We start from the raw sequence: 20676 nt of genomic DNA, 5'->3' as shown, positions 1-20676 counted from the left end.
GGATATGTCGGGTGACATCACGCTCGCCGGCGGCGCCGGCGAATACATGGAAAGCGCGACCGTCGTCTCCTGGTCGGCCAAGCTCGGCGAGCCCGTCAAGGTCGGCGAGGTTGTCGTCGTCGTCGAGACCGCCAAGGCCGCGACCGAGATCGAGGCCGAGCGCGACGGCGTGCTCGCCGAGATCCTGGCTCCGGAAGGCGCGGAGGTCGGCATCGGCGCCGTGCTCGGCCGTATCGCCGACAGCCTTCCGGCATCGGCACCGCAGGCCGTGACAATGGTCGAAGTCCCGCTGCCGGCTCCGGCAACGCCGGAAATGCCCGCTATCGTGGTCAGCGGCGAGGTCGGCCGGCGCATCAGCATCTCGCCTCTGGCACGCCGCCTTGCACGCCAGGCTGGGCTCGATCCGGCGGAGCTGACCGGTAGCGGGCCGGGCGGGCGGATCAAGAGCCGCGACGTGGAGCGGGCCTTGCGCGAGTGCGCGCCGGTTCCGGCTGCCGCGATTGCGCCGCCAGCCCGGCCGGCTTCCGCGATGCCGGCGACGACCGCCGCGCCGCTCGTCCTGATCCACGGCTTCGGCGCCAATGCCGCCGCCTGGAACATGCTCCGGCCGCATCTCGATGGCGTCCGCCAGGTACTGACCCCGGAACTGCCGGGCCATGGCCGCACCGCGGCCCTGTCGAAGCCCTCGCTGGACGGTCTCGCCGAAGCCGTTCTCGAACAGATCGAAGCCAGCGGCGCGAGCGAGTGCGACCTCGTCGGGCATTCGCTCGGCGGCGCCGTCGCGGCGGTTCTGTCGGGCAATCTCTCTGTCCGTGTCCGCTCGCTCACCCTGATCGCCCCGGCCGGCCTAGGCCCGGAGATCGACGGAGCTTTCCTGGCCGGCTTCCTCACGGCCCGTACCCCGGAAGGCCTGCAGCCCTGGCTCGACCGCCTCGTCGGCGACGCCGCAACGCTGCCGCGCGGCTACGCTCAGGCCGTGCTGCGCGAGCGCGAACGCTGCGGCGTCGGAGCGGCCCAGGCCGAAGTCGCCCAGACGCTCTTCCCGGACGGAACGCAAGCGATCCGGATCGCCGGCGACCTTGGCCGCTTCTCCGGGCCGCTCAAGGTTATCTGGGGCAGCGCCGACGGCATCATCCCGCATGCGCACCAGAACGATCTGCCGGGCCATGTCGCCTGCCACAGGCTTAAGGGCGTCGGGCATATGCCCCATGTCGAAGCAGGGGAGCTCGTGGCGCGCCTTATCGGGCAATGTGTTCGCAGCGTGATCTGATCGAGCGGCAGGCCTCACCTCTCCGTCGTGATCAGGGCCCGCCTTGTCAGGCTTAGGTGATATGCAGGCCTGTCGAATGTCAGGAGTCGCGATGAAACAGCGTGAATTTCCGGCTGCTGCCGGTCGTGTTCCGGCAGGAGCGATTGGCCATAATCGTGGCGTCGTTCGGCGAAACTACGCCTTCATGCCGCCGGAGGGCGTGCTGGTCAGCCGCCTGCCGCAGTATGAGGGAACGATCGCGCGTGTCCTCGCAGCTCCGGTGCTCGGGGCCGGTTTCGCCCAGTACGTTCTCGAGGTGGCGCCCGGAGGCGGAAACGCGGCTCCGTTCCGGGAGGCGGGCATCCAGCACTTCTTTTATGTGCTGATAGGAGAAGTGACGTTCGGCATCGGAGACGACGCGCCGAAGCGGCTTACGGCCGGCGGCTTCTCCTATCTGCCGCCCGGCACACCATTCACCTTGCGCAACGAGACGGCCGAGACGGCGCGCGTCCTGACGCTGCGCAAGCGGTATGAGCCTGCGCCCGGCCTGACGCCACCGGAGCCGATCCTGTCGCATCAGGACGCCGTGCCGATGACGAACCATACGGGCATGGAAGGGCGAGGCTTCCAGTTCCTGCTGCCCTATGGCGACATGCGCTTCGATTTCGAGATGAACCTGATGTGGTTCAAGCCGGGCGTCTGCTTCCCCGCCGTCGAAACCCATGTGATGGAGCATGGCCTCTATATGCTGGAAGGGCAGGGGCTCTACCTGCTCGGACAGGATTGGCACGAAATCTGGGCGCAGGATTTCATCTGGATGGGCGGCTTCTGCCCGCAGCAGTTTTACCCGACCGGCTACAGCGACGCCTGCTACCTGCTTTACAAGAACGTCAATCGCGACGTTGCGCTCTGAGCCAGCGCCAGAAATGGGTCCGCGAACAGGCGGGGGGCAAGCTCCTACAGCACTGTCGCGGCCGCCTTGGCGAGATTGGCCTCCAATGACCGATCGGCGACTCCGTTGCCGATGCGACCTCTCCATGAGGGGCACTGGTGACGCCGGTACGCAGGACCGGCGGCAGTGCCGATGCAGGCCGCGTTGCTGCGATCGGCTTACGTGTCCGTTGCGGCGATGACGGCGTCGACATCGGTCACGACGCAGACGTTCTGCAGCGCGTAATTGACCGAGGCGGTATGCCATTCGGCATTCATGGTCGAGCAGGCGTCCTCCGGCACGACCATGAAATAGCCCTTGTCGGCGCCGGTGCGGGCGGTGTGCTCGATCGACATGTTGGTCCAGGCGCCAGTGACGATGACGATGTCGCGGCCGAGCGCCTTCAGCACCGTCTCGAGCCGCGTGCCCTCCCAGGCGCTCATGCGCTGCTTCTCGACGACGTGATCGCCGCCCTGCGCTTCCAGCCCCGGCACCGGCGCCACGCCCCAGGTCCCGCGGACCAGCGCATTGGCATCGGCGAGCCCCTCAAAGAGCGGGGCGTTCATGGTCACGCCCGGCGTGCCCTGCTCGACCACGAACCAGACATGGATCACCGGGATGCCGCGCATGCGGGCCGCCTGCGCCAGCCTTGCTGCGTTGCCGATGGCGTTCTGCTCCTTGCAATGTGCCGGCGAGCCTGAGGCGGCGAAGGCGCCGCCCTCCATCACCACGTCGTTCTGCATGTCCTGGATCAGCAGCGCGCAGCGCGAGGGCTCGAGCCGGTAGCCGGGCGCCGCCTTGTTCGTGCCGTTGCGCGAGACGCTGGCGGCCGGCGCCGCGTCGGCCTGGCGTGCGCGGTCGGCGCCGGCGCGTGGCTTCATGAAAGGTTCGGGCCGCGGGCCGACCTTGGTGTCGATCGCGTAGAGCGAATGGCTCGCGGTCAGGAACAGCGTGCGCCAGTCCGGCCCGCCCCAGGCGAGATTGCCGACGAGTTCCGGCACGCGCAGCTTGCCGATCAGCTCGCCCTTGATCGTATACACCCAGACGCCGCCGGGGCCGGTGACCCAGAGATTGCCCTTGGCATCGCATTTCATACCGTCGGGAACGCCGGGCTCGGCCCCGACGATGCCTGAGGCGAAGATGCGCGGCGGGCCGAGCCGCCCGTCCGGCAGGATGTCGAAGACGCGGATATTGTGCTGGACGGTATCGTTGACGAAGAGCCGGTCTTCCGTCGGACAGAAGCAGAGCCCGTTGGGCTGGTCGAACAGGTAGCGGTCGACCACGAGCTGCGGTTCGCCGCCGCCCGGAGGAATGCGGTAGACGCCCTGGAAACCCAGCTGGCGCGGCCGCTCGACACCGAAGACGGGCATCCGGCCATACCAGGGATCGGAGAAATAGATCGCCCCGTCCGACTTCACCACCACGTCGTTCGGGCTGTTGAGCTCCGAGCCCTCGAAATGCGAGGACAGCACCTCACGCCGCCCGTCCGGCCGTTCGCGAACCAGGCTCGAGGTCGCGTGCTCGCAGACGATCAGGTTGAGCTCGGCATCATAGGTCATGCCGTTGCATTTGTTCGCCGGCCGCATGACCTCGTGTACGCCGCTCCGGTCCCAGCGCCGGCGCACATCCCCCGGCATGTCCGAGAACAGCAGATGCTGCTCCTGCGGATGCCAGACGGGCCCCTCGCAGAACTGGAAGCCGCTGCCGAGCTGGCGGACCGGCGCCCAGAGATCGACTAGCTCGGCGAATTGCGGGTGGATGGCGGTGTGCGTGGTCATCGCGCGGGCCTCGCTCAGGCCGCGAACCAGTTGCGCGGCGGCAGCGACTGCACCACGGGGCCCGGCACGGCCATGTCCATGCGCCCGACGACCTGACCATGGGCGATCTTGGCCGGCTTGTCGTGCACCGGCAGCAGGAACTTGCCGGTCGCCAGCAGCTTCTTGATCGCCGCCTTCTCCTCGCGCTTCGAGACGCCGTGATTGCCGGTCGTGCGTGGCTCGTTGGCGTGGAGTTCGTGGAAGGGCGTCACGATCTGATCGTTGAAGTCGTAGATCACGTCGCCGCAGATGATGGCGCGGCCCTCGGCCGTGTCGACATGGACGTTCATCGAGCCCTCGGTATGGGCGCCGGCGGCTTCGAGATAGCAGCCCGGGAAGAGCTCGATCATTCCCGAGAGCTCGAGGTCCTCGAAGCGCAGCGCATCGCGGGTGTGCAGGCGGTCGATCAGGTGCTTGATGTCTGGCGCCGGATATTGCGGGTGCATCAGCCCGGAGACCGAGTATTCGAGCTCGCGGCGGTTGACGAGCACGGTCGTGTTCATCGGGAAGAGCTCGTCCTTCCCGGCATGGTCGATATGGAGATGGGTGTGCATGACATAGCGCACATCGCCCATTCGCACGCCGTGCCTCGCGAGCTGGTTCTCGATCATGTTCTCGTGGAACTGGAGGCCGCGCATGCCGAGGCTCTCCATGATCTGGTTGTGACGGTAGCCGGTGTCGACCACCACCGGCCAGGGCCCGCCGAGGATCAGGAAGCCATAGGTCGGCACGCGGCGGGTGCGGCCGCAATCGCGGCCGAGCACGAGAAAGCTCGATTCCAGCTCGATATCGCCGTAGTCGAGGATCTTGATTTCGAGCGCCATGGACATGCCTCCCCTGAATCTATTGGCCTAGGCGGTAGACCCGCCTCGCGGTCTCGTTAAACACGGCTCCTCGGTCGCCTTCCGGCACCGCCGCAAGATGCGCCGAGATCAGCTCGGCGTAGGTCGTCCAGAGCTTCTCGATCGGGAAATTGGAGCCGAACAGGCAGCGGCCGGCGCCGAACAGCGCCAGGGTCTGCTCGGCGATGAAGCGCACATGCTCCGGGTCGTTGCGGCGCAGGAAAGTTCCGAGGCCGGAGAGCTTGCTCGTGATGTTGGGCTGGGCGGCGAGCAATCTCATGCCGCCCCGCCAGGCGGCGATGCCCTCCGGCGAGAGGTCCTCCAGCATGCCGGCGTGCTGGAGCACGAAGGTCACTTTCGGGCAGGCGGCGGCGAGCTCGGCCGCGCCCGCCATCTGGCCGGCGAAGACCTGGAGATCGAAGCTGAAGCCGTACGCGGCGAGCCGCCCGATATTGGCGACCAGTCGCGGATCGCGTGCCAGGTCGGGTCCGCTGGCGAAGCGGTAGAGCGTGTTCTCGTGCCAGTGCAGTTGCATGCGCACGCCGCGGACGCGGCCATTGGCGGCCAGCGCATCGAGCTGCGACCTGACATCATCGACCAGCATGTCGGCATAGGCGACGATGGCGATCGGGAAGCCGCTCTCGTCGGAGGCGCGCGAGACGTACTCGACCTCTTCGAGATGGCGCGCCGGCGCCCAGTTTGCCTGGACATAGACGGCTTCAGTCACGCCGGCCGGCCGGCAATCGTCGAGATATTCGGCGACCGGATAGTCGCGCCGGATCGGCTCATAGGGCCCGAAGATGCGTGGCTGCATCGGCCCGACAAGCCAGGGCAGGTCCGCCTGCCGCCAGATGTGGAAATGGGAATCGACGAAGCCGGTCATGCTGCTTGCAGGCCTCCGAGCGAGAGAATGTGCCGGCAGATGCGCGCCGTGCTGGCGCCGTTGCCGAGGCTGGCGAGCTGGGGCGCGATCAGGCGCAGCGCCTCCGTCTCCGGCCGGTACTCCGGATCCGCGGCGAGCGGGGTCAGCCAGTCGATGCGGTGGGCACGCTGGCTGAGCCGCGCCACGGCCGTCACGAGCGCCGCCGGATCGCCGCGCTCCAGCCCGTCCGAGAGCACGACGACGACGGCGCCGCGCGCATAGGCCGCAAAGCGCGGCACGGCGAGGAAAGCAAGCAGCGCATCGCCGATGCGGGTGCCGCCATCCCAGTCGGCCACCAGCCCGGCGGCATCGGCCAGCGCGTGCTCACGGCGCTTGCGACGCAGCGCCTTGGTGAGACGCGTCAACCTCGTGCCGAAGGTGAAGACCTCGGCATGCGGAACGGACTGCACGACGGTGTGGGCGAGTGCGATATTGGCGTCGCTGCGCTGCTTCATCGAGCCGGAGACGTCGATGAGAAGCAGGATAGGCCGCGCCCGCGTGACCCGGCGCAGCTTCTTGAGGCTCATCACCTCGCCGTCATGGCGGATCGCATCGCGCAGGCTGCGCGCCAGATCGACGGTCGCGCCCCGGCGTGCCGCACGCTGGCGATAGCCGCGGCGGCGCGGCAGCGCTGCCGGCAGCTCCCGGCCGAAGCGGCGCAGCGTCTCGTTCTCGTCGAGTGGCTTTAGCAGGCGGACCGAGAGCGCCTCCGCGCCGGTCGCAGCCTGGCCGGTCTCGTTGATCTCCTCGCCGAGCAGGACCTCGCGGGAGCCGCTGTCCTCCTGCACCGAGACGTCGTCATCGGGCGCGAAGTCCTCGTCGCCGGGTTCGGCGATGGCACCGAGGAAATGGGCATCGAACAGCGCTTCGAAGCGCTCGCGCTGCTCCGGATGCGGCGCCAGCGTCGCAACGGCCGCCTTGCGGATATGCTCCAGGCTGCGCGGCCCCAGGAGCTCGATCGCACTGAGAAAAGAGACGGTCTGCTCGGGCGCGACGGCGATGCCGTGCTGGCGCAGCAACGCCGGAAAGGAAACGAAGAGCCGGGCGGCGGCGGGGAGAGGCTCGATCATGCCGCTAGTCCCGGGATGAACAGCGGCAGGCGCGGGCGCAGATGTGCGAGGTCTTCCTCGTCCTTGATCGCGGTGCCGAGCGAGCGCCGGAAGGCTTCCGGCCAGGGCGCGCCGCTCTGTGCGAGCGCCGTCGCGGCCTCGGCCCAGTCGACGGCCTCGGCGACGCCCGGCGGCTTGGCCAGCGGTTCCTGCCTGAGCAGGCCGACCGCTTGGACGACGGCCCGCGCCGTGCCTTCCGCCACCGCCGAGGAACGCAGCATGATGATCTGCGCTTCGCGCTCGGGCTCGGGATAGGCGATATAGTGGTAGACGCAGCGCCGACGCAGCGCCTCGTGCAGTTCGCGGGTGCGGTTGGAGGTCAGCACGACGACCGGCCGCTCGGGCGCGCGCAGCGTCCCGCGCTCAGGGATCGAGATCGAGAAATCCGAGAGGAATTCGAGCAGGAAGGCCTCGAACTCATGGTCGGAGCGGTCGATTTCGTCGATCAGCAGGACGATGGATTCGGGGCGCCGCAAAGCGGTCAGCATCGGCCGCTCGATCAGGAAGTCGTCGCGGTAGATGTCGAGCACCTCGCCCTCGCGCGCCTGCCGGATCGCCAGCATCTGGCGCGGATAGTTCCATTCATAGAGCGCCGCCGAGGCGTCGATGCCCTCGAAGCATTGCAGGCGGATCAGCTGCCGGCCGAGAATGCCGGCGATCGCCTTGGCGGCCTCGGTCTTGCCGACGCCGGGCGCGCCTTCGAGCAGCAGCGGCTTGCCGAGCGCGAGCGACAGGTAGCCGGCCGTCGCGATGCCGTCATCGGCGAGATACATCGCCGCCGTCAGGGCCTCGGCGAGGTCCTCGGGGCTTGAGATGCCGGCGACGGTCGTGCGCAAGGCCATCGCGTCAGCGCCAGTTCACCGGGCCGCCGCGGCGCGGGCCGGGCTTGGCGCCGCCATTGGCCTTAATGCCGCGCAGGATCTTCTCGGGCGTGATCGGCAACTCGTCGACCCTGACGCCGACGGCGTTGTAGACCGCGTTGGCGATCGCGGGCAGCACCGGATTGGCGCACATCTCGCCCGGCCCCTTGCCGCCGAACGGTCCGTCCGGCGCCGGCCGCTCCAGCACGGTGACGTGATAGGGCGCGATCTCGCCCGGGCCCGGCATCAGATACTCGTTGAAGTCGCGCGGTCCATGCTCGGGGTTGGGATAGTACGGCTCCGGCGTTTCGTAGAGCGCGTGGCTGATGCCCATCCAGGCGCCGCCGACCAGCTGCTGCTCGACCATGCGCGGATTGATGACCCGGCCGAGCTCGTAGGCGCTGGTCATCCTGAGCACCTCGACCTCGCCGGTCTCATCATCGACGGCGACATCGGCGACGAGGCAGGCATGGGCGAAGGCGGTGTTGGGGTTCATCTCGCCGGTCTCGGCATCGACGGCCGAGAGCGGGATCAGGAAGATGCCGCGCCCGGCAATGGTCTTGCCCTGCTTGAACTGGGCCGCCTGCGCCGTCGCCTTGACCGTGATCGTCTTCGAGGGCGCGCCGCGGACATGGATGTTGCCGCGCCCGTCGGTGACGAGGTCGCTGGCATTGACCTCGAGTTCCTCGGCCGCCGCTTCCAGCAGGACGCCGCGCGCCTCCCGCGCCGCGACGATGATGGCGTTGCCCATGCGGTGCGTGCCGCGCGAGGCGAAGGAGCCCATATCGTGCGGGCCGGTGTCGCTGTCGGCGGTATCGACGAAGACGTCCTCGATCGGCACGCCCAGCGTCTCCGCCGCGATCTGCCGCGAGACCTGCTTCATGCCCTGGCCGAGGTCGATCGCCGAGAGCGCGACGGTGAACTTGCCGTCCGGGTTGGAGTGGATCAACGCCTGGCTCGGGTCGCCGCCGAGATTCATGCCGATCGGATAGTTGACCGAGGCCATGCCCCTGCCTTCGTGACGGGCCATGTCAGCGCCTCCTCGTGCCGAAGACGGAAGAGAACCGCACCGCGCCGTGCTGCGTCTGGGCCGGGGAGGCCGGTGCCGAAACCGGCGGCGGCGCGGGCTGGTAGGACGGTGCAGCCGGAGGGCTGGCCGGCTGATAGGGCGGCGGTGCATAGGCAGGTGTCGCAGCCGCCGCCGGCCGGGCCGGCTCGTAGCGCGGCACCTGCGTCGGCGCGGCCCGTCCGTCGCGAGCCCCTTCCATCACCGGCTGCTTGCTGAGCGGGATGCGTGCCGTTCCGGCCGGAAGCGTCTGGGTGGCCGTTCCCGTTCGCGTCTCGGGCCGCCCGATCTGCCCCTTGGTGTCGACTGTCGTTGCCGGGATCTGGCCGCGCTCGCCGGCGCCGCCTGTGAGCGAGGACTGCCGCTTGGCCTGTTCCGAGAGCGGCCAGTTCGCCTTCTCAGCGGCGACCTGGACGCATTCCACCAGCGCCGTGTTCTTGGCCGCACGCCTGTGCGGCTTCATGTCCCCGTCGCGATAGGCGTTGAGGATGCGGAACTCCATCGGGTCCATGCTCGCCGCCTCGGCGAGCCGGTCCATCTGGACCTCGAGCGCAAAGTCGACAGCGGTGACGCCGAAGCCGCGCATAGCAGTCGAAGGGCAGCGATTGGTGTAGGCGACGTAGATGTCGGAGGCGACATTGGGGATCCAGTAAGGTCCCGGCACATGCGCCGTGCACTTGATCGCCGCATAGCTCGACAGCCGCGTATAGGCGCCGGCGTCGAAATAGCTGCGGATGTAGCGGGCGACGATGCGCCCGTCCCGCATCACGCCATCCTTGATGTAGATGCGCTCCGCCCCGCGCGGCGAGCCGTAGAGCATCTCCTCCTCGCGATCGAGGACGAAGCGCACCGGCTTGCCGGTCAGCATCGCGCCGAGCACCGCCAACGGCTCGGTCAGCGAGTCGACCTTGCCGCCGAAGCCGCCGCCGACCGTGCCGCCGATGAAATGCAACCGGTTCGACTCGACATCGACGATCTTGGCGGTGGTTCCCAGCGCGAAGAACAGGCCCTGCGCACAGGAGTGCACGACGAAGCGGCCATTCTGCTCGGGCGCGGCGATCGTGCCGTTGGTCTCCGTCGGCGCATGCTCGATCGGCGACATCTGGTAGCGATGCTCCATCACGATGTCGGCGCCGGAGAAAGCGCGCTCGACATCGCCGAAGCGCAGCTTCTGATGGTCGAAGCGCTCGTGATACTCGAAGTAGTTGCCGGGATAGGTCTCGTTGACGACGGGCGCGCCGGGCTTCAGCGCCTCCTCGACATCGAACACGGTCGGCAGCGGCTCATAGTCGATCCGCACCAGCTTCCGCGCCGCCAGCGCCTGCGCCTCGCTGTCGGCGAGGATCGCGACCACCGGCTCGCCCTTGTAGCGGACCTTGTCGACGGCGAGCGTCGGTTCGTCGTCCTTGCCGAAATTGATCAGGCTGAGCAGCGTGTTCTTGTTCACCGGCACGTCGGCGCCGCGCAGCACGCGCTTCACGCCGGGCGCGCGCTCCGCCGCCGAGATGTCGATGGAGCGGATACGGGCATGGGCATGCGGGCTGCGTACCACCTTGAGATGCAGCATTCCTTCGAATGCGTGGTCGTCGAAATAGCGCGTTCGCCCCGTGACATGGCCGGGCGCGTCCTGCCGCTGCAGCCCTTTGCCGATCACATTGAGGTTGTCGTCGCGCTCGTCGGCGAAGATGTCCTTGCGCATTTCCAGCATGGCGAGGCTCCTCAGGCTCGGCGCGCGCCGGGCGCGCTGGCGGCGGCGAGGATCGCGGCGACGATCGGCTCATAGCCGGTGCAGCGGCAAATATTGCCGCTGATCGCCTCGATCACATCGTCGCGGCTCGGGCTCGGGTTCTTCGCGAGCAGGGCGCGTGCCGCGGTCAGCATGCCCGGCGTGCAGAAGCCGCACTGGGCGGCGAAATGGTCCATGAAGGCGGCCTGCAAAGGATGCAGGTTCGGCCCGTCGGCCAGCCCCGCGGCGGTCTCGACATGACGGCCCTCGCAGGCGACCGAGAGCGTCAGGCAGGAAAGCTGAGGCTCGCCGTCGACAAGCACGGAGCAGACGCCGCAGGTTCCCTGGCCGCAGCCATATTTCGGCGAGAAATCGCCGAGGCCGCGCCTGAGCGTGTTGAGCAGCGTCTCCTGCGCGTCGACGAAGGCGGCACGGTCGGAGCCGTTGAGCCGGAACTGGACCGGGATCTTGGCCATGGCGACCTCCTCAGCGGGGCTCGCCGGCCAGCAGCCGGCCGAGATGGATGGGCAGCACTTCGCGGCGGTACCATTCGCTCGCGATGGCGTCGGTGGCGGGACGGCAGCCTTCGAGCGCGGCCTGCCTGGCGGCCTGGATCGCGGCGGCGTCGAGCGCCTTGCCGTCCAGTACCCGCTCGACCCCGCGCGCCCGGATCGGTGTCGGCGCCATCGCGCCATAGGCGATGCGCGGCTGCGCGACGCGCCCACCCTGCAAAGGCAGATGGGCGGCGATGGAGAGCACCGAAATGCCCTTCGGCTTGACCCGGCTGACCTTGCGGAAGTGAAATTCGCCGGGATTGGCCGGCCGCGAGAACTGAACGCCGGCGACCAGTCCCGAGACGCTGCCGCGATCGCGACCGGCGAGGAACTCTTCCAGCGGCACGCCGCGCCCGGTGCCGTAGCCGGCCTGCAGCACGATTTGCGCATCGAGTGCGAGCAGCGCCACCGTGAAGTCGCCATAGGGGGCGGCCGCGAAGAGATTGCCGCCGACCGTCGCCATGGTGCGGATCGCCGGGCCGCCGATGGCGCGTGCGGCGGGGTGCAGGAAGGCGAGCTCGCGACTGGCCAGCACCTGCGCCATGGTGACGCCGGCGCCGAGCTCGATCCGCGGGCCTCCGGTGCTCATCTGCCGGAAGGCGGGGTCGGTGATGCGCACCAGCGTGCCCTCGGTGAGGCGCCCTTCATTGACGTCGCGCATCACCAGCGTACCGCCGCCGAGCAGCACGGCCTGGCGATCCCCGGAAAGAATGCCAGCGGCCTCGGCGATCGTCGCGCAGCTTCTCACGCCGAGCATGTCAGACGCCCTCCCTGGCCAGTTCGGGCAGGCGGCGCACCGCCTCGATGCCGTTGGTGTAGACCTCGTCGCCGACGATCCGCGCGAGCTCGGCCTCGCGGCCGGGCGGCGTGGTGAAGCGGCTCTCCCAGTGCCAGAAGGCCCGGTTGCCATCCGTGACTGGCAGCAGCCGGACATGGGCGACGTAGTTGAAGAGCGGGATCGGCGTGTCGAGCAGGCAATAGCTGAAGGTCATTTCGAGATCCGAGAGGGTCAGGAGCTGCTCGCGCAGCTCGCTGCCGTCCTGCAGGGAGAAGCGACGCACGCAGCCGATCCTGTCGGAAGGGTGCCCGCGCTCGATCTCGCTTCGCGCGACGATCGGGTGCCAGCGATCATGGCCGTTGAAATCGCGCAGGATCGCCCAGAGCCGGTCCACCGGCGCGTCGATGATGGTGCTGCGGACGACGTGAGGCATGGCCTCATCCCCCGAATGCGCGCTTGAGCGCGTCGAACCCGCCCTGGAAGACGTTCGTGCCGATCCCCTCGACCAGCTCGGCCTCGCGCTCGGGCGCGCAGTCGAAATCGGCGGACCACTCGATGAAGGTGCGTTCCTGATCGGTGATCGGCGTCAGCCTGAGCGTCGCGACATAGTTGGTCAGCGGCATCGGCGAGTCGAGGATCGAATAGGTGCAGAACATGTCGTAATCCGACAGACCCAGAAGCTGCTCGCGCAGCCTGTCGCCGCTGCGCAGGCTGAAGGCGCGGATGCAGCCGACCTTGTCGGCGGGCTCGCCGTTCTCGATCCGGCTTTCCGCGATGCGCGGGTGCCAGTTCGGCAGGCCGTTGAAATCGCGCACGCGGGCCCAGACCTTGGCGGCGGGGGCGGCGATGACGCTGGAGACGTAGACGCGGGCCATGATGCTCTGTCCTCAAGCCTTCGTCTCGGGCGCGCCGTCGGCGCCGCCGCTTCCGCCGGAGCCGCCGCCAGAGCTGCCGCCCTTGGGCTTGGCCGGCTGCGCTTCCTTGGCGACGCGCTGCATGTCGGACGCCTCGCGCATCAGGCCACCCATCTTGGCGAGATTGCCGCCCTCGATGCCGATCTCCTTCAGCACCTGGTCGATCATCGGTGCCTGGACGCGGTAGCGCAGGGCGGATTCGATCACCTCGTCGGTCGGCGAGCGCGCCGCGCCGCCGGCCCCGCTCGCTCCCACCCCGCCGGCGAGCCCATCGACATGGAGGATACGGATGCCCTCGATCTTCTCCATCGGCTTGACGCTCTCGCGCACGATGCCCTCGATCCGGTCGAGCAGCCGGCGCCGGAACAGCCCGTAGCGGGCACCGTCGGTGAGCACGTTCTCGGCCTCGTAGAGCAGCTTCTGCGCCTCGGCGTCGACAGCCTTGCGGACCTTGTCGGCCTCGGCCGCGATGCGTGATTCCTCGGCCGCCTTCTCGGCGAGCATGACCTCGACGGTCTTCCGGCGCCTGGCGCCCTCGCTCTCGCGGATGGTCTTGACCTTTTCCTCGGCCTCGACAGCCTTGCCGCGGGCGATCTCGGCATTGGCCTGCGCTGCCGATTCCTCCAGCGATTTGGCGTAAAGCGCGATCGCCTTGTCCATCGCAGCGCTCTCGACCTCGCGCTCGCGCTCGATCTCGAGCTTGCGCAGTTCGCGCTGCCGGCCGACGCGAGCCTCGTCCAGCCCGCGATCGGACGAAATCCGCGCGCGCTCGACCTCCTCGTTCGAAGCGATCTGAGCCTCCTGCAGCGCCTGATTGCGGGCGATCTCCAGCTGCTCCAGGGCCCGGCGCCGCTCGATCCGTACCGCTTCCAGTGCCTGCTCGCGGGTGATGTCGACGGTCTCGACCTGCTGGCGTGCCGTGATCTCGGCCTGGCGCAGCGTCTTGTCGGCGTCGGTCCGCTCGACCTTCTTGGCGGCGACGGCGATGGCGCGCTCTTCCTCCGCGACCTCGACCGCCTTCTTCTGGGCGATCTGCAGCATCTCGCGGGTCTTGGAGGAGTCGATCCGCTCCTTCTCGAGCCCGAGTTCGGTAACGATGCGCTGACGCTCGACCGAGTCGCGCCGCTTCAGCTCGGCGGCGTCGAGATCGGTGTTGCGCTTGATCTCCAGTTCTTTCGTTGCGAGTTCGGCGGCGATCCGCTCGGCGGCAACCGCCTTCTCCTGGGCGATGCGCGCCGCTTCCGTGGCCTCGCGAGCCGAAATCTCGGCGGTTTCGATCGCCTGATTGCGGAGGATCTCGAGGTTGCGCACCTCCTCGTCGCGGCGGATGCGCTCGCCCGAGACGGTACGCTCCTGCGCGATGCGCGCCTTCTCGACGCTTTCGCGGGCGGCGATCTCGGCAGCCTCGACCGCCTCGGTGCGCCCGATCTCAAGCAGGCTCTTGCGCTGTTCGAGGGCGATGCGATCGGCCGTGATCGCATTATCCTGAGCGATGCGGGCCTTCTCGATCGCCTCGCGGGCTGCGATCTCGGCCTCGTCGAGCGCCCGGTTGCGGGCAATGCCGAGCGCGCGGACGCGCTCGTCCTGGGCGATGCGAGCGGTCTCGACCGCTTCGCGCGCCGCGATATCCTCCTGATCGAGCGTACGCGTGCGCTCGATCTCGCGGTTGCGCACCTCCTGCTCGCGGGCGATGCGCTCGGCGCTCACCGCCGTCTCCTGGAGGATGCGGGCCTTTTCGGTCTCTTCGCGAGCGGCGATCTCCGCCGCCTCCAACACCTTGGCGCGCTCGATCTCCTTCTGGCGGATTTCGCGCTCGGAGGTGATGCGGGCCGCGTTGATCGTCTGCTCGTTGGCGATCCGCGCCTTCTCGACGGTCTCGCGCGCCGCGATCTCGGCCTCCTCGACGGCCTGCGTGCGCGCGATCTCCTGCTGGCGGATATCGCGCTCGGAGGCGATCCGCGCCTCGCTGATCGCGCGCTCATTGGCGATGCGCGACTTCTCGATCTCCTCGCGCGAGGAGATCAGCGCCTGCTCGGCCTCGGTGTCGCGTGCTGCCCGCTCGCGGGCGACTTCCGCCCGCTGCACGGCGCGCTTGATCTCGATCTCGCGCTGCTGTTCGAGCCGCGCCGCCTCGCTGTCGCGCTCGATGTCGAGCGCCTGGCGCTCGGCTTCGAGATTGCGGGTGCGGATGCGGATCATCGAGTCCTGCTCAATGTCGTTACGCAGCTTCCGCTTGTCCTCGATCTCCTCGATGATCCGCGTCAGACCGGCGGCGTCGAAGCGGTTCGACGGGTTGAAGAACTGCAGGTCGGTCTGGTCGAGATCGGTGAGCGCGACCGATTCCAGCACGAGGCCGTTCTGGTCGAGCGCCTCGGCAGCGGCGTCCTTGACGCGCTGGACATAGGTTCCGCGCTGCTCGTGCATCTCCTCCATCGTCATCTCGGAGGCGACGGTGCGCAGCGCCGAGATGAACTTGCCGGACAGCAGGGCGTTGAGCTGGTCCGGCTGCAAGGTGCGCCGGCCGAGCGTCGCGGCGGCAACCGAGACCGATTCCCGCTGCGGCCTGACCCGCACATAGAATTCGGCGTCGATATCGACGCGCATGCGGTCGCGGGTGATCAGCGCGTCGTTGTTGGCGCGTGTCACGGCGAGCTGCAGCACGTTCATGTTGACCGGCGTGACGTCGTGGATGATCGGCAGCACGAAGGCGCCGCCATTGATCACCACCTTTTCGCCGAACAGGCCGGTGCGGACGAAGGACACCTCCTTCGACGAGCGGCGATAGAGCCAGTTCACCAGATAGACGACGATGGCGATGACGATCACCGCCACGATCAGCCAGAGGATCAGCGATCCGATCAGCTGTCCCGTCATGTCCTCATCCTCCCGCCCGTCCTTCGGGTCACTTCGACTTGCCGGCTTGGCGCGCCGGTCTCTTCGTCGTCTGCTTGTCCGTCGTCTCTTGCCGGCGCCCGATCCGCTTGAAGGCGCGGGTCTGGTCGCGGATCGCGATCTCGACCGGCAGTCGCTCCATCGAGGATGCGCCGTAGAAGCCGTGGCAGTGCTTCGTGTTCTTCATGATGAAATCGGCATCGGCCGGTTCCGCGACCGGCCCGCCATGGACGAGGACGATCGCGTCCTGCTTCACCGCCAGCGCCGCAGCAGCCCAGCTGTCGACGAGCGCCGGGCAATCCGCCAGCTGCAAGGCCGTGTCGGCGCCGATCGAACCGCCGGTCGTCAAGCCGAGATGGCAGACGATGATGTCGGCTCCGGCCCTCGCCATGGCGCGCGCCTCGTCCTCGCAGAAGACGTAGGGCGTGGTCAGCAGGCCCTTCCGGTTGGCGAGCGCGATCATCTCGACCTCGAGCCCGTAGCCCATGCCGGTCTCTTCGAGATTCTTGCGGAAGACGCCGTCGATCAGCCCGACCGTCGGAAAATTCTGGACGCCGGCGAAGCCGATCCGGCCGATCTCGTCGAGGAAGACATCCATGCGCCGGAACGGATCGGTGCCGCAGACCCCGGCGATCACCGGCGTCTGCTTCACCACGGGCAGCACCTCGGCGGCCATCTCCATGACGATGGCGTTGGCGTCACCATAAGGCATCATGCCGGAGAGCGAGCCGCGCCCGGCCATGCGGTAGCGGCCGGAATTGTAGATCACGATGAGGTCGATGCCCCCGAGCTCCTCGCATTTGGCCGAGAGGCCGGTGCCGGCGCCGCCGCCGATGATCGGCTCGCCCTTGGCGATCATGGCCCGGAAGCGCTTGAGCAGGGTCTTCTTGTCGAAAGGCGTCATGACCTGCCTCCGCTGGCCCGCTCGCGCCGGCGGCCGGCATGCAGTGCGCGGAACTGCTGAACCAGCGCCGCGGCAAAGGCGGGGTCGTTGATGTGGAGCGGCAGGCGGATGAGCTGCCGGTTGGCGCTGGTGCGCACCGTCTGCTCCAGCGCCTGGAACAGCGCGGCGTCGGCGGCCGGGTCGTGGAAGGCCTGGCCCGGGGCATCGAGCGCGGAGACGCCGCCCTCGGGGATCAGGAAGCGGACCGGGCCTTCCATCTGGTTCAGCCGCTCGCCGATCCAGCGGCCCATGCGCGCATTCTCCTCCGGCGTGGTCCGCATCAGCGTGATCTGCGGGTTGTGCGGGTAGAGCTTGCGGCCGCGGTAGCGCTCGGGGACCGTCTCGGGCGCGAAGAAGTTGACCATGTCGAGCGCGCCGACCGAGCCGACATAGGGGATGCGCGTGCGGATGACCGCGCCGAAACGGTCCTCCGTCGCCGGCAGGAAGCCGCCCATCATCATGTCGCAGATCTCGGTGGTGGAGACGTCGATGACCGCATCGACGAGGCCGGAATCGACCAGTTTCTCCATCGAGCGCCCACCGGTGCCGGTGGCGTGGAAGACGAGCGGCTCCCACTCGGCCTCGAGCAGCTTGGCAACCTTCTGCACGCAAGGCGTCGTGACGCCGAACATGGTCAGGCCGACCAGCGGCTTCTCGGCCTCGGCCCGCCGCGGCGCGCCTTCGCGCTTGAGTTCGCTGAGCCGTGCCTTCGCCATCGCCGCGACCGCGCGCGCGCCATTGCCGAGCACGAGCCGCGAGACGCGGTTCAGCCCCTGCACATCCGTGACGGCGTGCATCATCGTGATGTCGGTGGCGCCGACATAGGCGCGCACATCCCCCGAGGCCATGGTCGAGATCATGAGCTTGGGCACACCGACGGGGAGCGCCTGCATCGCTGGCGTGACGATCGCGGTGGCGCCGGAGCCGCCGGCGGAGATGATGCCGAGCACACCCTCCTGCCGCGGCAGCCAGGCGGCGAAGGCCTCCGTCATCGCCGCGACCGCCGTGCCGCGATCACCCGAGGAGATGCCGGTCGAGCCCCTGGCCGAAGCGAGCGCAACCTGCTGGGGCGTGACGTCGCCGCCGGCGCTCCGGCCCGAGGTCGAGAGGTCGACCAGCAGGGTCCGCAGCCCCTCGGCGCGGACGAGGTCGCGGATATAGCGCAGCTCCTCGCCCTTGGTGTCGAGCGTTCCGGCGACGACGACATAGGGCTCGCCCGCGGTCGCCGCGGCAGCGAGCGGCCGGATCGCGCCGACCGGCTCGCCATTGCGCGTCGCCAGCGTCGGGCGCGAGATCGTGCGCGCCTGAGCCTCGATCCGCGCCGCCGGAATGGGCTGCGACCAGCGGGTGGGAATGACGGGGTTGGCATTGTAGACGCGGGTCGGGCCCGCGGCGATGGGGGGCGCGGGACGCGCGGCCGTGGCAGCGCCGGCCGTGGGCTCCGGCGCGCCGTCGGTCTCGTCATGGCCATGCCGCCCGACGCCGAGCAGGCGCTGCTGCAGGTCCCGGTCGCCGGCGAGCGTCGCCGAGGCGATGATGCGGTTGACCCGGCCATTGACCATGATCGCGACCGGATCCGACATCTGCGTGGCGACGCCGATGTTCTGCTCGATGACCAGGATCGCGACATCGCCCTGATCGGCGAGCCGGACCAGCATCTCCTCGACATGGGCGACGATCACCGGCGCCAGCCCCTCGGTCGGCTCGTCCATGACGAGCAGGCGCGGGTTGAGCATCAGTGCCCGGCCGATCGCCAGCATCTGCTGCTCGCCGCCGGAAAGCTGCGCGCCGCCGTTGTTGCGGCGCTCGGCGAGCCGGGGAAAGGCCTCGTAGATGCGCTCCCGCGTCCAGGCGCCGCGCTTGCCGCGCTGCATCAGCTGGAGATGCTCGTCGACAGTCAGCGAACGCCAAAGCCGGCGCCCCTGCGGGACATAGCCGATGCCGAGACGGGCGATTTCGGCGGGCGAGCGGCCGGAGATCTCCTCGCCGAAGAAGCGGATCGAGCCCGATGAGATCGGCACGAGCCCCATGATCGCCTTGCACATGGTCGTCTTGCCCATGCCGTTGCGGCCGACCACGGAAAGCACGCCGCTCTCCAGCGTGAGATCGACGCCTTGCAGGGCATGGGAGCGCCCATAGAACACGTTGAGCCCGGCGATCTGCAGGATCGGCACGCCGGCGGCGGGCGGCGGCCTGAAGCGCTCAGCCATGGCCGCCTCCGAGGTAGAGTTCCTGCACCTCGGGGTCGGATTCGATTTCGTCCGGACGGCCTTCCTTGAAGATGCGGCCGTTGTGCATCATCGTCACGCTCTCGACGACGCGCAGCGCCACATCCATGTCGTGCTCGATGATGATGTAGCCGATATGGGCTGGCAGCGAGGTCAGGATATGGACGAGGTCGCGTCGCTCCGTCGGCGAGAGGCCAGCCGCCGGCTCGTCGAACAGGATGAAGCGCGGCGCGCCCGACAGGGCGAGCGCGATCTCGAGCTGGCGCTGCTGGCCATAGGCGAGCTCGCCGACCAGCCGGTCCTTGACGGCAGAAAGATGCACGGCCTCGACCAGCCCTTCGGCGGCGTGGACAAGGGCATCGTCGCGGCGCGGTCGGACGAGGGAAAAGCGGTTCCGCGACACGCCCCGGCAGGCCAGATAGACATTGTCGAGAACCGAGAGTCCGGTGAACAGCGAGGAGATCTGATAGGTGCGCCGCAGGCCGCGGCGGATGCGCTCCTGGGGCGGGAAGGCGGTCACATCCTCGCCGAAGAACCGGATCAGGCCGGTGCTCGGTGCGAAATCCCCGGTGATGCAGTTGAACAGGGTGGTCTTGCCGGCGCCGTTCGAGCCGAGCACGCCGCGCCGCTCGCCGGGGCGCACCGAGAGCGTGACGTCGGACAGCGCAGCGAGCGCACCGAACAGCCGCGAGACGCCGCGCAATTCCAGCGCATTGGCCGAGCCGGCGGACGCCAGGCTCTCGCGTGCGGGGACGGCGCTCATGGCGAGCCCCCGCCGATGCGCATGCCGGCCTCGCGGGCCTCGCTGCCCTTGCGATAGCGCTCGCGCAGGCGCTGCCAGATGCCGATCAGCCCGTCGGGCGAGAACAGCACGATGACAAGGAAGCCGAGGCCGATCAGCAGCTGGTAGCGCTTGCCGTCGAGGCCGACCCCCTCCAGCATGTCGAGCGAGAAGGTCCGCAGCAGCACATAGACCAGCGCGCCGATGAACGGGCCGATCGGGCGGCTGAGGCCGCCGACGACAGCGATGATCAACATGTCGACGACGGGGCCGACCCCGGCTGTGCCGGGCGAGATCTGGCGCTGATACCAGACCAGCAATACGCCGGCGCAGGCGGCGATGAACGAGGCGAAGGCGTAGGCCGCGATGCGATGCGCGACGACGTCGAAGCCGAGGGCGGCCATGCGGCGCGGATTGTCGCGCGTCCCCTGCAAGGCGAGGCCGAAGGGCGCCCGCGAGACATAGATCACCGCGCCATAGGCCAAAGCGGAACAGGCGAGCGTGAGGTAGTAGAAGGGCAGGTTCTGGCCCCAGTCGACGCCGAGGAAGACCGGTGGCTTGATACCGTTGAAGCCGCTGAAGCCGTTGAAGATCGTGTAGTTCTGCAGCGCGAGGTAATAGAAGGCCGAGGCGATCGCGAGCGTGATCATGATCGTGTAGATGCCCTCGGTCCGCACCGAAAGCGCGCCGCTGAGCGTGCCGAACAAGGTCGCGACCAGGATCGCGACCGGCGCCGCCATCCACCAGGGCCAATGCAGGCTGATCTGCGAGATCGCGCTGTCGCCGAGGATCGCGACGAGATAGCCGGCGCAGGCCGCCACCGTCATCTGCGCGAGGCTGACGATGCCGCCATAGCCGGCGAGGAACATCAGGCCGAGCGCGACGAGGCCGAGGATCATCGAATAGGCGAAGATCTGGACGAGCCAGAAGGGGCTCGCGATCGCGGGCATCACCAGCAGCAGCACCGCCACGACCCAGAACGCCGTGCCGCGGCGCGCCAGCCAGGCCGGAAAACCCTCCCGGGTACGGGCGCGCTGCTCGAGGTTGAGATCGGCGATCGCCAT

The 20676-nt window shown here is 68.6% G+C and carries 18 protein-coding genes; 2 read left to right on the top strand and 16 right to left on the bottom strand.

From position 1 onward, the window contains the following. The first annotated feature begins 4 nt into the window (after nucleotides 1-4). Nucleotides 5-1270, top strand: a complete 1266-nt coding sequence (locus DK26_RS06405; RefSeq protein WP_066469499.1) for an acetoin dehydrogenase dihydrolipoyllysine-residue acetyltransferase subunit — start codon at nucleotides 5-7, stop codon at nucleotides 1268-1270. Between the two features lie 91 nt (nucleotides 1271-1361). Next, the gene (gene allE, locus DK26_RS06400; RefSeq protein WP_066469495.1) at nucleotides 1362-2162 is read left to right on the top strand and encodes a (S)-ureidoglycine aminohydrolase; all 801 of its coding nucleotides are present in this window, start codon (nucleotides 1362-1364) and stop codon (nucleotides 2160-2162) included. A gap of 197 nt (nucleotides 2163-2359) precedes the next feature. Here allE and DK26_RS06395 read toward each other — a convergent pair whose 3' ends face one another. The 16 genes from DK26_RS06395 to DK26_RS06320 are packed head-to-tail and all read right to left on the bottom strand — an operon-like array spanning nucleotide 2360 to nucleotide 20676. Further along, nucleotides 2360-3958 carry an isochorismatase family protein gene (locus DK26_RS06395; RefSeq protein WP_066469493.1) on the bottom strand — a complete coding sequence of 533 codons (1599 nt, stop codon included), beginning with the start codon at nucleotides 3956-3958 and terminating at the stop codon, nucleotides 2360-2362. A 14-nt stretch (nucleotides 3959-3972) separates the two neighbouring features. Beyond that, nucleotides 3973-4821 carry an N-acyl homoserine lactonase family protein gene (locus tag DK26_RS06390; RefSeq protein ID WP_066469491.1) on the bottom strand — a complete coding sequence of 283 codons (849 nt, stop codon included), beginning with the start codon at nucleotides 4819-4821 and terminating at the stop codon, nucleotides 3973-3975. A 19-nt stretch (nucleotides 4822-4840) separates the two neighbouring features. Continuing rightward, the gene (locus DK26_RS06385; RefSeq protein ID WP_066469488.1) at nucleotides 4841-5722 is read right to left on the bottom strand and encodes an amidohydrolase family protein; all 882 of its coding nucleotides are present in this window, start codon (nucleotides 5720-5722) and stop codon (nucleotides 4841-4843) included. Beyond that, nucleotides 5719-6831, bottom strand: a complete 1113-nt coding sequence (locus DK26_RS06380; RefSeq protein ID WP_066469484.1) for a VWA domain-containing protein — start codon at nucleotides 6829-6831, stop codon at nucleotides 5719-5721. The genes DK26_RS06385 and DK26_RS06380 overlap by 4 nt, the downstream gene beginning before the upstream one ends. Next, nucleotides 6828-7712 carry a MoxR family ATPase gene (locus tag DK26_RS06375; protein WP_066469482.1) on the bottom strand — a complete coding sequence of 295 codons (885 nt, stop codon included), beginning with the start codon at nucleotides 7710-7712 and terminating at the stop codon, nucleotides 6828-6830. Before DK26_RS06375 ends, DK26_RS06380 begins: the two co-directional genes overlap by 4 nt. 4 nt (nucleotides 7713-7716) lie before the next feature. Continuing rightward, nucleotides 7717-8760, bottom strand: coding sequence for a molybdopterin cofactor-binding domain-containing protein (locus DK26_RS06370; protein ID WP_066469480.1), 1044 nt, complete (start codon nucleotides 8758-8760; stop codon nucleotides 7717-7719). 1 nt (nucleotide 8761) lies between these two features. Further along, nucleotides 8762-10504, bottom strand: a complete 1743-nt coding sequence (locus DK26_RS06365) for a molybdopterin cofactor-binding domain-containing protein (protein WP_066469478.1) — start codon at nucleotides 10502-10504, stop codon at nucleotides 8762-8764. An 11-nt stretch (nucleotides 10505-10515) separates the two neighbouring features. Then, a complete protein-coding gene (locus DK26_RS06360) occupies nucleotides 10516-10998 on the bottom strand; it encodes a (2Fe-2S)-binding protein (RefSeq protein ID WP_066469477.1) in 483 nt (160 codons plus the stop codon). Nucleotides 10999-11008: 10 nt separating this feature from the next. Next, on the bottom strand, nucleotides 11009-11833 hold the full coding sequence (locus tag DK26_RS06355; RefSeq protein ID WP_066469471.1) for an FAD binding domain-containing protein: 825 nt from the start codon (nucleotides 11831-11833) through the stop codon (nucleotides 11009-11011). Nucleotide 11834: 1 nt separating this feature from the next. Next, complete coding sequence (locus DK26_RS06350) at nucleotides 11835-12287, bottom strand: SRPBCC family protein (RefSeq protein ID WP_066469470.1); 453 nt, start codon at nucleotides 12285-12287, stop codon at nucleotides 11835-11837. A gap of 4 nt (nucleotides 12288-12291) precedes the next feature. Then, the gene (locus DK26_RS06345; protein WP_066469468.1) at nucleotides 12292-12729 is read right to left on the bottom strand and encodes an SRPBCC family protein; all 438 of its coding nucleotides are present in this window, start codon (nucleotides 12727-12729) and stop codon (nucleotides 12292-12294) included. 12 nt (nucleotides 12730-12741) lie between these two features. Further along, nucleotides 12742-15642 carry a flotillin family protein gene (locus DK26_RS06340; RefSeq protein WP_066469465.1) on the bottom strand — a complete coding sequence of 967 codons (2901 nt, stop codon included), beginning with the start codon at nucleotides 15640-15642 and terminating at the stop codon, nucleotides 12742-12744. Nucleotides 15643-15670: 28 nt separating this feature from the next. Beyond that, nucleotides 15671-16564: a phosphoenolpyruvate hydrolase family protein gene (locus tag DK26_RS06335; protein ID WP_083533006.1), complete on the bottom strand. Its 894-nt coding sequence runs from the start codon at nucleotides 16562-16564 to the stop codon at nucleotides 15671-15673. After that, nucleotides 16561-18813, bottom strand: coding sequence for an ABC transporter permease (locus DK26_RS06330; RefSeq protein ID WP_066469464.1), 2253 nt, complete (start codon nucleotides 18811-18813; stop codon nucleotides 16561-16563). Before DK26_RS06330 ends, DK26_RS06335 begins: the two co-directional genes overlap by 4 nt. Continuing rightward, on the bottom strand, nucleotides 18806-19594 hold the full coding sequence (locus tag DK26_RS06325; protein ID WP_066469463.1) for an ABC transporter ATP-binding protein: 789 nt from the start codon (nucleotides 19592-19594) through the stop codon (nucleotides 18806-18808). The genes DK26_RS06330 and DK26_RS06325 overlap by 8 nt, the downstream gene beginning before the upstream one ends. Beyond that, nucleotides 19591-20676 (bottom strand): branched-chain amino acid ABC transporter permease, encoded by a 1086-nt coding sequence (locus tag DK26_RS06320; RefSeq protein WP_066469462.1) that lies wholly within the window; start codon nucleotides 20674-20676, stop codon nucleotides 19591-19593. Before DK26_RS06320 ends, DK26_RS06325 begins: the two co-directional genes overlap by 4 nt.

This window comes from Allobosea sp. WAO (genome assembly GCF_001509835.1).
In the GTDB taxonomy this organism is placed as follows: Bacteria; Pseudomonadota; Alphaproteobacteria; order Rhizobiales; family Beijerinckiaceae; genus Allobosea.
The sequence above is the reverse complement of the archived record's forward strand: the minus strand, read 5'-3'. Positions and strand labels throughout refer to the sequence as shown.